Source organism: Chryseobacterium sp. R2ACT005 (assembly GCF_049949215.1).
Lineage (GTDB): Bacteria > Bacteroidota > Bacteroidia > Flavobacteriales > Weeksellaceae > Chryseobacterium.
Genome location: NZ_CP188192.1, coordinates 113,943 through 127,741, shown reverse-complemented (window position 1 = coordinate 127,741; position 13,799 = coordinate 113,943). Strand labels below are relative to the sequence as shown.

Genomic DNA, 13,799 nt, shown 5'->3' with positions numbered 1-13,799 from the left:
ACTTTTTATCTGCGAAATAATGGCTTTTGAAGAGATATACGAACTCTACTGGCAAAGGATATTCCGTCTGTGTATGGGATATGTGAATGATCCTGATCTCGCTCAGGACCTTGCCCAGGAAACATTTATCATTGTATGGCAGCAGCTTCCGAAATTCAGAAATGAATCCAGCATAGGAACATGGATCTTCAGAATTGCTTCTAATAACTGCCTTCGACAGATTGAAAAGGAAAAGAAATTTACCAAAACCGATCTGCCTATTAATCTGGAAGAAAAAAAGCAGGAATCTATGGAACCTCAGATACAAATGCTGTATCAGTTTATTTCGGAGTTGCCGGAAACGGACAGGATTATTATTTCATTGGAGCTTGAAGAGGTAAAACAGGCTGAAATAGCACATATCGTAGGGCTTTCAGAATCTAACATACGGGTGAAAATTCACAGGATAAAAGAAAAATTAACACAAAAGTTTAGAGAAAATGGATACTAATATCAATTTCAAAAATATATGGAAACAGCAGACTTCCAACAAACCCAATCTGGAAGAGCTTCTTGGAAAGCTGAGAAAATTCAGAAATCAAAATCTGCGTAAACTGATCCTGGCTAATATTGCATTAATCACCACCTCATTAATAATTATTTATATCTGGTATCGTTTCCAGCCTCAGATGATTACTACAAAAATCGGGATTGTACTTGTCATTCTGGCCATGGTGATGTTCCTTTTTGCCTATAATAAAATGTTTATGGTTTTTTACAAAATTGATCAGACCCAGTCGAACAATGAATATCTCCAGAGTTTATATGCGGTAAAGCGTAAGCAGAAATTTATGCAGACCACCATATTCAACTTATATTTTATTATGCTGTCTCTCGGAATATGTTTTTACATGTATGAATACACGTCCATAATGACGCTTGGTTCAGGCATGCTGGCTTATGTGGTAACATTCGCATGGATTGCTTTCAATTGGTTTTATTTAAGGCCCAAAACAATAAAGAAACAACAGGGAAAACTTAACGAATTAATTAATAAATTTGAAGAGATCAATAATCAATTAAAAGAATGATGAGTTCTTCTGACAACAAAAATCACTGGGAAAACGTATACGAAACCAAAAATCCTGACCAGGTAAGCTGGACTCAGAAAAAACCTCAGACCTCACTTACCTTTATCAAATCCTCAGGATTGGGAAAAGATGCTAAGATTATCGATATCGGCGGTGGCGACAGCAACCTTGTTGATTTTCTTCTTGAAGAAGGCTATGAGGATATTACAGTACTTGATATTTCTGCCAAAGCGCTGGAAAAAGCACAGGAAAGACTGGGAGATGCTGCCGGTAAAGTAAAATGGATTGCAACCGATATTACCGTTTTCAACCCAACGGAAACCTATGATATCTGGCATGACAGAGCTGCTTTTCACTTTCTGACAACTCCGGAACAGGTTTCAAAATATGTTGATATTGCGGAAAAGAATGTTAATAACTTTATTATCCTTGGAACTTTTTCTAAAAACGGTCCTACCAAATGCAGCGGATTGGATATTCAACAGTATGATGAAGAATCATTGTATGAAAAATTTGAAAAAACTTTTACAAAAATAAAGTGTATTACTGAAGATCATACCACTCCTTTTGAGACCGTTCAGAATTTTGTTTTCTGCAGTTTTAAAAAGCATTAAGTATTCGTATATATTCTATTTAAAAATAAATAAAGAGAGTCATTGATGACTCTCTTTATTGTTTATCTGAACTTTGAAATAGTTGCTTATGGATTATGACTCTTTTTCTTCTTCCAATTCCACTTCATGACGCAGCTGAGCTTTGTAAAGAGTAGCATAATATCCGTTCTTATCCAAAAGCTCAAGGTGCTTCCCTTCTTCTACAATTTTACCATGCTCCATCACAATGATCTTATCAGCTTTTTCGATGGTGGAAAGCCTGTGGGCAATAATAATGGAGGTTCTGTTCTTTGTAATTTTTTCTGTTGCTCTCTGGATAAGTTTTTCACTTTCATGGTCAATGGAAGACGTTGCTTCATCCAGGATTAAAATTTTCGGATCCGATAAATAGGCTCTCAGGAAAGACAGCAATTGTCTCTGGCCTAAAGATATTGATGAACCTCTTTCGCTCACTACATAATCATATCCGCCAGGAAGCTGCTGGATAAACTGATCTACCTCAATTTCTCTGGCACCAGCTTTTATTTTATCTAAAGTTATACTGTCGTCTCCAAAGGAAAGGTTTTCAAAAATACTTCCATGGAAAAGGAAAACATCCTGTAAAACGACTCCGATATGACTTCTCAGATTATAAAGCTCGTAATCTTTTAAATCCACATCATCAATCAGGATATTTCCGGAATTGATATCATACAATCTTGTAATCAAACTGATAATGGTTGATTTCCCGGCACCTGTTGCACCAACAATAGCTACTGTCTCTCCCGGATTTACTTTAAAATCAATCCCTTTCAGAACTTCCTGTTTTTCATCATAGGCAAAATGTACTTTCTGGAATTCAATTTTTCCGGCGAAGTGATCTTTCTTCACCGTTCCGTTATTCGGCATTGCATTTTCTTCATCCATTAATCCCAATACTCTTTCTGCTCCCACAATTCCTCGCTGGATATTGTTGAAACGGTCAGCAATCTGTCTCAAAGGGCGAATCAGCATTGAAATATACTGGATAAAGGCAATCACCACCCCTGCACTGATTGTAATATATCCTCCATAGAAAAGAATAAATCCTATGAATAATGAAGAAATAAGTTCCACTACAGGAAAGAACAGCGAGAAAATAAATACGGTTCTCAGTAATGCTCCCTTTAGTGTAACATTAATATCATCAAATTTCTTAAATTCAGATTCCTGTCTGTTGAATACCTGAATAATAGACATTCCCGCCAGTCTTTCCTGAACAAAAGAGTTCTGATTGGCAGTCCAGTTTCTCTCGTCTCCAAAAGCTTTCTTCAATCTTTTTTGAAAAAATCTTGTAATGACTACCATTAAAGGTAAAATAGCCAGCGTAATGTAACTCAGGTGAACATTGGTGCTGAACATCATAATCAGTACAAACAGAATTCTCAGTATATCCCCGAAAACCATCAGGAAACCGTCTGTATATACTGTAGCAATTGTTTCCACATCTCCTACCGCACGTGTTACCAGCTGCCCGATTGGGGTTTTATCAAAAAATGAAGTTTTGAAATAAATCAGCTTAGCATATAACCGCTCTCTGATATCCCTGATTACATTCTGTGAGATAAAATTTGAAAAATAAACCAGGAAAAAGTTTAAAATCGTTTCAGCAAACACCAATCCTACAAGGATATAGATATGCTTCATCATCAAAGCTTTATCATGGAGCTTTGTAATATCATTATCCACCACCTGCATAGTAAGATACGGCCTGTAAGTAGAGACAATGGAAAGGAATATAGAAATTATAAGAGTAAGGATGAACCATGAACGGAACTTCATTCCGATAAAGAACAGCCTTTTTATAATCTCCCAGGTATCTTGTTTTTTCATTGTACGAATCGAAAGAAAGAATTAAAATAAAATTCTATGCAAAAATAAGACTTTATAACCGGACTGCGTTTACAACTTTTGCAAATCGTCATAGAAAATTTCAGATACCTACCATTTACAATATGAATATATTAAGCATTCTTTTGTGTCCAGCCAAGCACATATTCTGCTACTTCCTCCCAGTTTTTTTCACCACAAATGAAATGACTTCTGCCTGCAAACTCTTTAAAATCCACAATGCTGCCGGAATCTTTATAAGCTCCTGCTATTTTTTTTGAAAATGCGGCAGGAAAAATTTTATCATTAGAGCCTGCAATGAACAATAATGGCTGGTGTGGTTTCTTTAGATCTAATTTTGCAGAAGCTTTAAACAAAGGATCTCTGGCCAATTTTCGACTTTCAGGAGCAGCTACTTTTTCATATAGTTTATCACTTTCTTCTTTAGAATAATTATTAAAAAAAGCTTTATGATACCATTCTTTCGTTCCTAAAAACGGACGGTTTCCCTTAAAGAAATCAACTACTGGCCAAATGATTTTTACCGTAGAAAAAGGGGCCATTACATTTTTAGGAGGAGCGCCATCTATACTCACTCCAGCTGCTGCTTTTCCCATATCAATCAGCTTCTGAACCATAAGTCCTCCAAATGAATGCCCGATAACAATAGGCTTTTCAGGAAGGCTGTCAATAAGCTTTATAAGATTATTCACCGTATCATCAAATCCTACATATCGTAATTCTTGAGGGATGTTGTTTTTTAAACTGACAGGATCTCCTTCATGTCCTGGATTTGAAGGTGTATGAACAGTATACCCCTGAGCTTCGAAATACGTTTTCCATTCTTTCCAGCTTGTATTATTCACAAATAATCCATGAATGAATACGATAGTTTTTGTTTTCATATTTTTTACTTTTTTGTATTGTTAAAATGATGAAACAAATTTCCGCAGATAAAATGACGAAAACTTTAACTCAGGTTAAAATCGTACTATTTACCTGAAATTCTTTTCCTTATCCTGCTCAGAGAAGGTCCCTGAATGCCCAGGTAAGAAGAAATATGATAAAGCGGAACATTACTGAAAATATCCGGATGTTCTTTCATCAGATCTAAATACCGTTCTTCAGGAGATTTTAATAAAAACCCTTCAACTCTTGTCATGGTAACATTAAAAGCTTCCTGCGCAAGAAGACGTCCGAACTTTTCCCACTGATGAGATTGTCTATAAAGCGAAAGTAAATCTGAATGCCGAATATAAATAATAGAAGCGTCCGTAAGAGACTGAGTAAAATAATCACAAGGAATCTGATTGAGAAAACTTTTAAAAGGAACTACAAAACCGTTAGCCGAATACAGAAATACATTCTTTTCCTCCCCTGTATCTCCATTGATGACATAAGAACGGAAAACACCATCAACAATAAATCCCAGATATGAACAAATATTTCCCTGAAGATTATAAAAATTTCCTTTTTTATATTCTTTGGGAAGCCAAAACTCTTCAGACAATCTGAAATCTTCTTCCGAAAGTCCCGCAAAATGATGCAGCGCAAAGGCAAGTTTGTCAATTTCAGTCATAGTTATTTATTTTATTGAAAATTAAACTATTTTTATGATGAATTGATGAAAAATTTTAAAATTCGTATCCCACATCCACCAGATACAATCCGTGTCCCGGTGCTGAAGTTCCTGCTGCGTTACGGTTTTTATCTTCAATCACTGTACGAAGATCTTCTGGTTTCAGTTTTCCGGTTCCTATTTCAACCATTGTTCCAACAATAGCACGAACCATATTTCTGAGAAAACGATTAGCTGAAACAGTAAATTTAAGTTCTGTTCCGTTCTGCTCCCACTCCGCTTTATACATTTTGCAGATATTGGTCTTATTGTCGGTTTTTAATTTCGCAAAACTGGTGAAATCCTCATATTCAAAAAGAATTTTGCAGGCTTCATTCATAGCATCAATATCCAGAGTTCTTTTCCAGTGCTGCCAGGCAGATTCTTGGGTAAATGGATTTTTTTCCAGTGAGATATAATATTCGTAGGTTCTGTATGTAGCATCAAAACGAGCATGAAAATCATCTTTTACCGGAAAAATCCTTTTAATGGAAATATCAGGCGGAAGAAAACTGTTCAGCCTGCGTGGAAGCTGATCATTTATTTCATGTTCAGTATCAAAATGGGCAAATATTTTTTTGGCATGAACCCCGGTATCAGTTCTTCCTGCTCCTGTAGTTTTAATCTCTTCCCTTAAAATTGTGGAAAGTGCTTTTTCCAGTTCTTCCTGCACAGAAATGGCATCCGGCTGTATCTGGTAGCCGAAATAATTCTTCCCGTTGTAAGAAAATTCAATAAAGTATCTCAATGTATTGTAATAACTCCACAAAAATACTTTAATTTAACGAAATATTTGTTGAAAAGTCTTTGAGAATGTTGCACCAAATGCTTACGAAAATTCCTATTTTTGCAATCGTATGAAAAGATGGTACCTTTATCCTTTTTCCCTTGGTTATCATTTGGTAACGGGTATCCGGAACACAATGTATGATCTGGGAATTTTTAAGTCGACAAAATTCAAAACTCCGATAATCAATGTCGGAAACCTTTCTGTGGGCGGCAGCGGAAAGTCACCCATGGTGATGTATCTTGCCCAATATCTATCCAAACATTACAGAACCGGAGTACTTTCACGAGGTTATGGAAGGCTGACAAAAGGCTATGAAGTAACCAATTATGAAAGCAACTACAAAATGGTGGGTGATGAAGCCATGCAGCTTTTTGAACGTTTTAAAAACCGTTTCGTCATTGCTGTTTCAGAAGAACGTGTTCCCGGAGCCAAAAAAGTAATTGAAGATATGGACCTTGAAGTTCTCGTATTGGATGATGCTATGCAGCACAGAGCGATCAAGCCTGGATTCAATATTCTGATGACTGACTTTAATGATCCTTTTTTCAAGGATTATGTTCTTCCGGCCGGAGATCTGAGAGAATCAAGAGCCGGATATAAAAGAGCAAATATCATCATGGTAAGCAAATGTCCTGATGAACTTACTGAAGAAACAAAAAGATATTATATCTCAAGAATAAGACCTTCTTACGGACAGAAAGTTTTCTTTTCATCCATTGGTTATGACGAAAATGTATACGGAAAAGATAAAATGCTTCCGGATAACAACCTGAATTATTACGATATTTTACTGATCACCGGAATTGCTAATCCTAAACCGCTTCTCGAACATCTGGCAAAATTCTCAAAAAGGGTGAAACATTTAAAGTTTAGAGACCATCATAATTTCACGGATGATGATATTAAAAAGATCCTTGCCGAGTATAAAAAATTAGGAGAATATAAGCTGATATTAACCACTGAGAAAGACTATGTACGTCTGAAAACTTTTGACTATCTTAGAGATATTGTTTACTACTGGCCTATCAATGTACTTATTGATAAGAAAGAAGAATTCAATCAAATCATCTTAGATTATGTTAGAAAAAATTAAAGAGACCGCAGATTTTATTAAAAATATTATTCAGGAATCCCCTGATTTTGCGGTTGTTTTAGGATCCGGATTGGGAAAATTGCAAAATGAAGTAGAACCAATCCATGTTTTAGAGTACAAAGACATTCCCCATTTTCCACAGACTACAGTGGCCGGACATACCGGAAAACTTATTTATGGACTCCTGGAAGGGAAAAAAGTACTGATGATGAGCGGCCGTTTCCATTATTATGAAGGACATTCTATGGAAACCGTAACTTTTCCTGTGAGAGTTTTTCATTTACTGGGCATTCAAAACCTTATTCTTTCCAATGCATGTGGCGGCGTAAATCCTGCTTACAGCGTTGCAGATATTGTTATTCTGAAAGATCACATCAACATGATGCCTGAACATCCGCTCCGTGGAAAAAATATAGATGAGCTTGGACCACGTTTTGTGGATATGAGCGAACCTTACAACAAAAAAATGATTGCTGTGGCAGAACAAGCAGCTGCAGATCATCATATTAAAATCCATCAGGGAACTTATGTTGCCTTACAGGGACCAACTTTTGAAACTCCGGCTGAATATGGTATGATAAAAGCTATTGGTGGTGATATGGTAGGAATGAGTACCGTTCCGGAAGTCATTGTTGCCAGGCATATGGAAATGGATGTATTCTGTATTTCGGTCATCACAGACCTTGGCGGACTCGATATTGCTTTGGCCGTTTCTCACGAAGAAGTTTTAAATGCAGCCAATAAAGCAATGCCCAATGTAATTGCTGTTGTTAAAGGTTTGATTAGAAATTACCAATAAAAAATCATCCAAATATTCTCATAGAAGCCATCAATATTATAAATTTTTCCTAATTCAGCAGAAATCAATCTCAGATTGCAATTCATTGTTTAGATTTGTACACATGAAATTGTACAAAATGAGAAAGTTGATAGTAATTTTTATGATGGGTATTTTTGGAATAAGTTATTCACAAAAAGCTCCTACTGTTCTTAAAACAGGGTTTTCAAAAGAAGCTTTACAACAGAAACTGGAAGATGAAGAGGGAAAATCCATTACAGTTCAGCAGATTCTTAACCACCATAAAGGAAAAGTTTTGGTCATTGATTTTTGGGCAGGATGGTGTAGGGATTGCTTAAATGCTCTTCCAAAAGCTAAAGAATTAGAAGAAAATAACAAGAATATAGATTTTGTATTTTTATCATTAGACCGTTCAAAAGAAGGGTTTGAAAAAAGTCTTGAAAGATTTGACATGAAACACAAAGAAAATTATTGGTTTGCTTCCGGGTGGAAAAATGATTTTAATAATTATGTGGATCTTAACTGGATTCCAAGATATATGGTGATTGATCAGAAATCTTCTATTGCAAAATATTATGCAATATCTCCTGAAGATCCTGAACTTCAACAAACTATAGATAAACTTTTAAAATAACTTTCATCTATTTTCATCCAAAAAAACATAAAAAACTCATTGAAACCGTTGCTTTTCAATGAGTTTTAAAATTTAAGATATATAATAACATCATGATCACAAGAGAAGCTACAGAACAGGATTTAGAAATCCTTTTAGAATTTGAACAGGGAGTTGTTACTGCCGAAAGACCCTTCAACAGTACACTTATAGAAGGAGAAATTCATTATTATGATTTAAAATATCTGATACAGTCTCCGGAAGCAACGGTAATTGTTGCTGAAGAGAATGACGAAATCGTTGCATCAGGATATGCCCTAATCAAAAAGTCAGAAAAATATTACAATCAATTTGAGAAATATTCTTATCTGGGGTTTATGTATGTAAAGCCGGAGTATAGAGGAAGAGGCATCAATAAAGTGATTACAGATGAGCTTATTGCCTGGTCAAAATCAAGGGGAATCAGTGAAGTAAGACTTGATGTATATGCTCAAAATGAATCTGCCATAAAAGCTTATGAAAAAGCAGGTTTTGAACCTCATCTTCTCACCATGAGACTGAAATAGTAAAACGATGGAAGCAGGAAGATCGAGAATGGAAGTAATTTCAGTGCAATTAATAATCAGTTTTTTTTAATTTTCAATAAATGGACATTCAATTTTTATATCGTCCTCATTAACTTCCTTCTCCCAGCTTCAGACTTCCCTTCTTAAAATAATTTACCGTAAATAAAGGAATCCATATCTTTGTATATGGATTTTTCTTTGCCACTTCGTAAAATTATTCATGTTGACATGGACGCATTCTATGCTTCTGTGGAGCAGCATGATAATCCTGCATTGAAAGGCAAGCCTATTGCAGTTGGAGGGCAGCATCGCGGTGTAGTTGCTGCAGCAAGCTATGAAGCCAGAAAATATGGAGTACGTTCTGCAATGCCCAGCAAAACCGCAAAAGAAAAATGTCCGCATCTTATTTTTGTTCCTCCCCGATTTGCCAGATATAAAGAGATCTCCAAAAAAATCCGGGAGATTTTCTATGAATATACTGATCTGGTAGAACCTCTTTCTCTGGATGAAGCCTATCTGGATGTCACCGAAAATAAAAAAGGAATGGAATCTGCCAACCTGATTGCCAAAGAAATCCGTCAGAAAATCTTTGAACAGACGGGTCTTACAGCATCTGCAGGAATTTCAGTCAATAAGTTTTTGGCTAAAGTGGCTTCAGACATCAATAAACCGAATGGCCAGAAAACAATTCATCCTGATAAAATGGAGCATTTCCTGGAAGAACTGCCTGTAGAAAAATTTTACGGCGTTGGAAAAGTTACCGCTAACAAAATGTTTAGTTTAGGAATTTATAAAGGAAAAGATTTAAAAAAAAGATCTCTTGAAGATCTGGTAAGACTTTTCGGGAAATCCGGGAAACATTATTACAATGTAGTACGCGGTATTCATACTTCTGAAGTAAAACCTCACCGAATCCAGAAAAGTGTGGCGGTGGAAAGAACTTTTTTTGAAGATCTTCTGGATGAACAGCAGATCAATGAAAAACTGGAAAGCCTTGCTCAGGAAATTCATCAGAGATTACAGAAAAATAACATTCTTGGAAGGACTTTAACTTTAAAAATAAAATATAAAGACTTCTCTCTTTTCACAAGGAGCATCACCAGGGAAGATTATTTCTCGTCACCAGAACAGTATTTCAGCACGGGAAGAAAACTATGGGAACTCCGCCCTTTCGATAAAGCTGTACGTCTACTCGGGTTGTCTCTCTCTCAACTGAATACGGAAGAAAAAAAACAAGTTTCCGTTCAACTAAAAATCCCGTTTGAGGAATTTGAAAATGAGTAGGTCATATTTTTTCGCTACCTTGTATCAACCAAATCAGTAAATTTATGAACCCAACCATGATTCAGTTTTTCCACTGGTATTCTGAAGGAGACGGAAAATTGTGGAAAGAAGCCGAAAAACAGGCCAGATACTTAGCAAAACTCGGAATTACTTCTGTATGGTTTCCTCCAGCCTATAAAGGAACAAATGGCGGTTATTCTACCGGATATGATGCGTATGATCTCTATGACCTCGGAGAATTTGACCAGAAAGGAACCATACCTACAAAATATGGTATTAAAAACGATTATACAAAAGCCATTAAAACCCTAAAGAAACAAAATATACAAGTGATTGTAGATATTGTTCTGGGACACAAAGCCGGAGGTGATGAGTTGGAAAAATTCAAAGTGGTGAAAGTAGATGAGGAAAACAGAGAAAAAGTAATTTCTGATATCATTGAAATCGAGTCTTATACCAAATTTACCTTTCCCGGAAGAGGAAAAAAATATTCTGATTTTGAATGGAATTTCACCTGTTTCAGCGGTGTAGATTACGCAGAAGGTATGGAATCCCACATTTATAAAATACAGTCTGAATATGGAAATGATTGGGAGGAAATGATTCACGACGAAAAAGGAAATTACGACTACCTGATGTACAATGATATTGAACACCGGAATCCTTTTGTACGGGAAGAACTCAATCGCTGGGCAAAATGGTATTTTGATCAGACTGATTTTGATGGAGTCAGGCTGGATGCTTTGAAGCATATTTCGTTCGATTTTTATAAAGAATGGCTCACAATGCTTCGCTCCAATTCCGGAAAAAATATCTTCGCTGTAGGAGAATACTGGGCTCCCGGATATCTTCATCTGCTTCAAAAGTATATTGAGGTGACGGAAGGCTGTATGAGTCTTTTTGACAGCTCTCTTCAAAATAATTTTCATAATGCTTCAAAAGAAGGAAGTTCTTATGACCTCCGAAGAATTTTTGATGAAACTCTTACTCAGGCAGATCCTATGCATTCTGTAAGTTTAGTGGCCAATCATGATACCCAGCCGCTCCAGGACCTTGAAGCTCCCGTAGAATCCTGGTTTAAACCTCTTGCTTATGCTTTAATCTTATTGAGAAAAGATGGATATCCATGCGTTTTTTATCCTGATTTGTATGGCGCCCATTATGTGGATAAAGATCGCGGAGGTCATGATCAGGAGATATTTATGCCTAAAGTAGATGGAATAGAAGAGTTATTAAAAGCCAGAAAAGAGCATGCTTATGGAGACCAGAAGGATTATTTTGAGGATGCTAATTGTCTTGGATGGGTTCGTACGGGTGATGATGAACATTCAGGTTGTGCTGTAGTATTAAGCAATAAGGATGCTTACAACAAGCCTATGGAAGTGGGACAGCTTTACACTGGTAAAAAATTTAAAGATCTTTTGAAACGATTCAAAGAAAAAGTAACCATTGATGAAAACGGATGGGGAAATTTCCTTGTTCCGGCAGGAAATGTAAGCGTTTGGATTCCCGAATAAGATTAAATTTCAATAAAAATATAAGAAGTTGTCTCAAAAGTGTCATTCTGAATAAGCCCCCTTGTCAAGGTTTAAAACCTTGACAAGGGGGCTTCGCTCATTAGAAAGCCTCTTTCAGTTTATGAGGATCTGCAGATTAGCAATAGATGTATCGGCAATTCCAAATATCTGTAGCCCATTCACAACATTGCCCGTCTTCGGTGGAAGTACAGCATACTTTACCCCAATTCAGATCTCCAGCCTTTATACTTTTCAGCTCCTCACGTTTAAGGTTTTTCACTTTGAAATCTTTGTTTGCTTTCATAATTATTATTTTTATGGTTTACTAATTAAATATACATTAAAAATTATAATTACGAATCAATATTTAACACTAACTACTTGATTTAGTATATATAACCCATAATAACATCATAATATAATAGTAAAAATAGAGCTAAATAATCCGTCAAAAATTCATTGATTTTTTGTCATCCTTTAAAAAGGTAATCTTTACGTCTTCAGTTCGGATATGTATTAATATAAAGGATTTTTCAATGGAAAAAATATAATTACATCTTACGGATTTCCAGGATTTCCGGTTTTTCGGATGTATCAGCAATTTTTCCGGTTCTGGCAAATTCTGCCCAGAGAGCCCGCAGTTTCTTACCGTTCTCATGAATACGGCTCCAGGGGATATCTTTCAACATTTCAGAAGATTTCCACGCAGATTCGTTACCAAAGATCAAAGGAAGATCAATACAGTGGGAAGCTCCGATATGATTGTCTTTTAATGTTGAATAAATTCTGAACAGATAAACATTTCCGCCAGCATCAGCCAAGTTTTCAGCAAACCGCCTCGCTGGATTTCCATAGATAAATTCTGTAGTTTTCTCAACAGTTTTATCCATGATTTTTAATCCCAACCCTGTTCCAAAATATTTATTTAAAGCTTCAGAAGTTTTGAGATAAAATGCAGTTTCATTATTATTCAGACCAATCAGCACATCATATTTCATAGCATTCTTTTTCCACATTCCCACTGATTCTTCTTCTTTACATAAAGGAAAACATCCGTATTGAGTACCAAAAGGCATCGCAGCTTTCAGACCGTATTTGATGATGGATGGTAAAAATTTTCCGTATTCATCCATCATTTTTAACACGTCAGTTTCATCTTTCAATGCTTCTGTTTTTTTCAGAAATTCTGCGGCCATTTTCTGTCTTTGATGGCGTAACCCCAAAGGCGCACTCTGGATAATAACACGCTGAAATAAATCTTCCACTCCTTCAGAAATCATTAAATGAGCAATCGCATCACCTCCTGAAGACTGTCCGAGAAGGGTAATATTATTTTCATCTCCACTGAAATCTGCAATATGGGTTTTTATCCACTTTAATGCTTCAATCATATCCAGGAGTCCAAGATTAGCAGGCCTGGTTTCATCTCCGCCCAAAAAGCCAAATAATCCCAATCGATACGAAACAGCAACAACGATGACATGCTGTTCTTTCACCCATTCGGAGGGATCTGAAGTGGCAAGATCACCACAGCCTATTTCATGAGATCCTCCATGAATCCAAACTATAACAGGAAGTTTTTCATTTTCAGAAACTGTTTCAGGACGGGTAATTGAAAGATACTGTGTAAATTCATCAGCTTCAAAACTGTCAACAGGAGTAGCTCCAATCATTTTTTCCACAAGCGGACTTAAAGTTTGAGGGCACACCGGAGTTTTTTCAGGAGCAACAATATTTGATGATGAAGATTCTGCAGCAACAGGTTTTTGAAATCTTTCAGAATGGGCATAGCGGATACTTTTAGCCCTGATAATTCCTTCTTCTTTCAATGCTATAATTCTCCCGAAACGGGTATCAAAAATAAAGATTTCTTGTTGATTTGGTGTCATCTTTACAATGGTGAAAACTTTTCTCTTTAAATTTAATTATTTAAACACAAATTGCACAAATGAAAGCACAGATTTCCACTATCCTTATTATGGCATTT

Annotated in this window: 15 protein-coding genes; 9 read left to right on the top strand and 6 right to left on the bottom strand. The window is 36.1% G+C overall.

The genetic code is table 11. The features are described 5' to 3' along the window. The first annotated feature begins 19 nt into the window (after positions 1 to 19). The 3 genes from ACPF63_RS00625 to ACPF63_RS00615 are packed head-to-tail and all read left to right on the top strand — an operon-like array spanning position 20 to position 1,684. Positions 20 to 490, top strand: coding sequence for an RNA polymerase sigma factor (locus tag ACPF63_RS00625; protein ID WP_047386138.1), 471 nt, complete (start codon positions 20 to 22; stop codon positions 488 to 490). Continuing rightward, positions 480 to 1,070 (top strand): hypothetical protein, encoded by a 591-nt coding sequence (locus tag ACPF63_RS00620; RefSeq protein WP_426481631.1) that lies wholly within the window; start codon positions 480 to 482, stop codon positions 1,068 to 1,070. Before ACPF63_RS00625 ends, ACPF63_RS00620 begins: the two co-directional genes overlap by 11 nt. Beyond that, positions 1,070 to 1,684 carry a class I SAM-dependent methyltransferase gene (locus tag ACPF63_RS00615; protein WP_426483190.1) on the top strand — a complete coding sequence of 205 codons (615 nt, stop codon included), beginning with the start codon at positions 1,070 to 1,072 and terminating at the stop codon, positions 1,682 to 1,684. Before ACPF63_RS00620 ends, ACPF63_RS00615 begins: the two co-directional genes overlap by 1 nt. Before the next feature lie 93 nt (positions 1,685 to 1,777). On the opposite strand, the gene ACPF63_RS00610 is transcribed toward ACPF63_RS00615, so the two are convergent. From ACPF63_RS00610 to truA, 4 genes are all read right to left on the bottom strand, one after another. Further along, positions 1,778 to 3,535, bottom strand: a complete 1,758-nt coding sequence (locus ACPF63_RS00610; RefSeq protein ID WP_077418916.1) for an ABC transporter ATP-binding protein — start codon at positions 3,533 to 3,535, stop codon at positions 1,778 to 1,780. Between the two features lie 131 nt (positions 3,536 to 3,666). Then, a complete protein-coding gene (locus tag ACPF63_RS00605; protein WP_426481630.1) occupies positions 3,667 to 4,437 on the bottom strand; it encodes an alpha/beta hydrolase in 771 nt (256 codons plus the stop codon). A gap of 86 nt (positions 4,438 to 4,523) precedes the next feature. Further along, positions 4,524 to 5,111: a Crp/Fnr family transcriptional regulator gene (locus tag ACPF63_RS00600; protein WP_426481629.1), complete on the bottom strand. Its 588-nt coding sequence runs from the start codon at positions 5,109 to 5,111 to the stop codon at positions 4,524 to 4,526. A 55-nt stretch (positions 5,112 to 5,166) separates the two neighbouring features. After that, on the bottom strand, positions 5,167 to 5,898 hold the full coding sequence (gene truA, locus ACPF63_RS00595) for a tRNA pseudouridine(38-40) synthase TruA (protein ID WP_180564624.1): 732 nt from the start codon (positions 5,896 to 5,898) through the stop codon (positions 5,167 to 5,169). 109 nt (positions 5,899 to 6,007) lie between these two features. Between truA and lpxK the strand changes: the two genes are divergently transcribed. The 6 genes from lpxK (at position 6,008) to ACPF63_RS00565 (ending at position 11,812) form a co-directional block, all read left to right on the top strand. Beyond that, positions 6,008 to 7,033 (top strand): tetraacyldisaccharide 4'-kinase, encoded by a 1,026-nt coding sequence (lpxK, locus tag ACPF63_RS00590; protein ID WP_047386127.1) that lies wholly within the window; start codon positions 6,008 to 6,010, stop codon positions 7,031 to 7,033. Continuing rightward, positions 7,017 to 7,832: a purine-nucleoside phosphorylase gene (locus tag ACPF63_RS00585; protein WP_426481628.1), complete on the top strand. Its 816-nt coding sequence runs from the start codon at positions 7,017 to 7,019 to the stop codon at positions 7,830 to 7,832. Before lpxK ends, ACPF63_RS00585 begins: the two co-directional genes overlap by 17 nt. Before the next feature lie 118 nt (positions 7,833 to 7,950). Next, positions 7,951 to 8,466 carry a TlpA family protein disulfide reductase gene (locus ACPF63_RS00580; RefSeq protein WP_426481627.1) on the top strand — a complete coding sequence of 172 codons (516 nt, stop codon included), beginning with the start codon at positions 7,951 to 7,953 and terminating at the stop codon, positions 8,464 to 8,466. 92 nt (positions 8,467 to 8,558) lie between these two features. Next, positions 8,559 to 9,011, top strand: a complete 453-nt coding sequence (locus ACPF63_RS00575; RefSeq protein WP_219071804.1) for a GNAT family N-acetyltransferase — start codon at positions 8,559 to 8,561, stop codon at positions 9,009 to 9,011. Between the two features lie 186 nt (positions 9,012 to 9,197). After that, the gene (gene dinB / locus ACPF63_RS00570) at positions 9,198 to 10,295 is read left to right on the top strand and encodes a DNA polymerase IV (RefSeq protein WP_426481626.1); all 1,098 of its coding nucleotides are present in this window, start codon (positions 9,198 to 9,200) and stop codon (positions 10,293 to 10,295) included. Positions 10,296 to 10,339: 44 nt separating this feature from the next. After that, positions 10,340 to 11,812, top strand: coding sequence for an alpha-amylase (locus tag ACPF63_RS00565; RefSeq protein WP_219071805.1), 1,473 nt, complete (start codon positions 10,340 to 10,342; stop codon positions 11,810 to 11,812). 136 nt (positions 11,813 to 11,948) lie between these two features. Here the strand turns inward: ACPF63_RS00565 and ACPF63_RS00560 are convergent, their stop codons facing one another. Together ACPF63_RS00560 and ACPF63_RS00555 are read right to left on the bottom strand one after the other, a co-directional pair. Next, positions 11,949 to 12,116, bottom strand: a complete 168-nt coding sequence (locus ACPF63_RS00560) for a hypothetical protein (protein ID WP_426481625.1) — start codon at positions 12,114 to 12,116, stop codon at positions 11,949 to 11,951. A 247-nt stretch (positions 12,117 to 12,363) separates the two neighbouring features. Continuing rightward, positions 12,364 to 13,701, bottom strand: a complete 1,338-nt coding sequence (locus ACPF63_RS00555) for a carboxylesterase family protein (protein WP_426481624.1) — start codon at positions 13,699 to 13,701, stop codon at positions 12,364 to 12,366. Positions 13,702 to 13,799 lie beyond the last annotated feature (98 nt).

Excerpts from the sequence above, each read along its gene's own strand:
- ACPF63_RS00625 (WP_047386138.1), top strand. The coding sequence starts at position 20 with ATGGCTTTTGAAGAGATATACGAACTCTACTGGCAAAGGATATTCCGT.
- ACPF63_RS00620 (WP_426481631.1), top strand. The coding sequence starts at position 480 with ATGGATACTAATATCAATTTCAAAAATATATGGAAACAGCAGACTTCC.
- ACPF63_RS00615 (WP_426483190.1), top strand. The coding sequence starts at position 1,070 with ATGAGTTCTTCTGACAACAAAAATCACTGGGAAAACGTATACGAAACC.
- ACPF63_RS00610 (WP_077418916.1), bottom strand. The coding sequence starts at position 3,535 with ATGAAAAAACAAGATACCTGGGAGATTATAAAAAGGCTGTTCTTTATC.
- ACPF63_RS00605 (WP_426481630.1), bottom strand. The coding sequence starts at position 4,437 with ATGAAAACAAAAACTATCGTATTCATTCATGGATTATTTGTGAATAAT.
- ACPF63_RS00600 (WP_426481629.1), bottom strand. The coding sequence starts at position 5,111 with ATGACTGAAATTGACAAACTTGCCTTTGCGCTGCATCATTTTGCGGGA.
- lpxK (WP_047386127.1), top strand. The coding sequence starts at position 6,008 with ATGAAAAGATGGTACCTTTATCCTTTTTCCCTTGGTTATCATTTGGTA.
- ACPF63_RS00585 (WP_426481628.1), top strand. The coding sequence starts at position 7,017 with ATGTTAGAAAAAATTAAAGAGACCGCAGATTTTATTAAAAATATTATT.
- ACPF63_RS00580 (WP_426481627.1), top strand. The coding sequence starts at position 7,951 with ATGAGAAAGTTGATAGTAATTTTTATGATGGGTATTTTTGGAATAAGT.
- ACPF63_RS00575 (WP_219071804.1), top strand. The coding sequence starts at position 8,559 with ATGATCACAAGAGAAGCTACAGAACAGGATTTAGAAATCCTTTTAGAA.
- dinB (WP_426481626.1), top strand. The coding sequence starts at position 9,198 with ATGGATTTTTCTTTGCCACTTCGTAAAATTATTCATGTTGACATGGAC.
- ACPF63_RS00565 (WP_219071805.1), top strand. The coding sequence starts at position 10,340 with ATGAACCCAACCATGATTCAGTTTTTCCACTGGTATTCTGAAGGAGAC.
- ACPF63_RS00560 (WP_426481625.1), bottom strand. The coding sequence starts at position 12,116 with ATGAAAGCAAACAAAGATTTCAAAGTGAAAAACCTTAAACGTGAGGAG.
- ACPF63_RS00555 (WP_426481624.1), bottom strand. The coding sequence starts at position 13,701 with ATGACACCAAATCAACAAGAAATCTTTATTTTTGATACCCGTTTCGGG.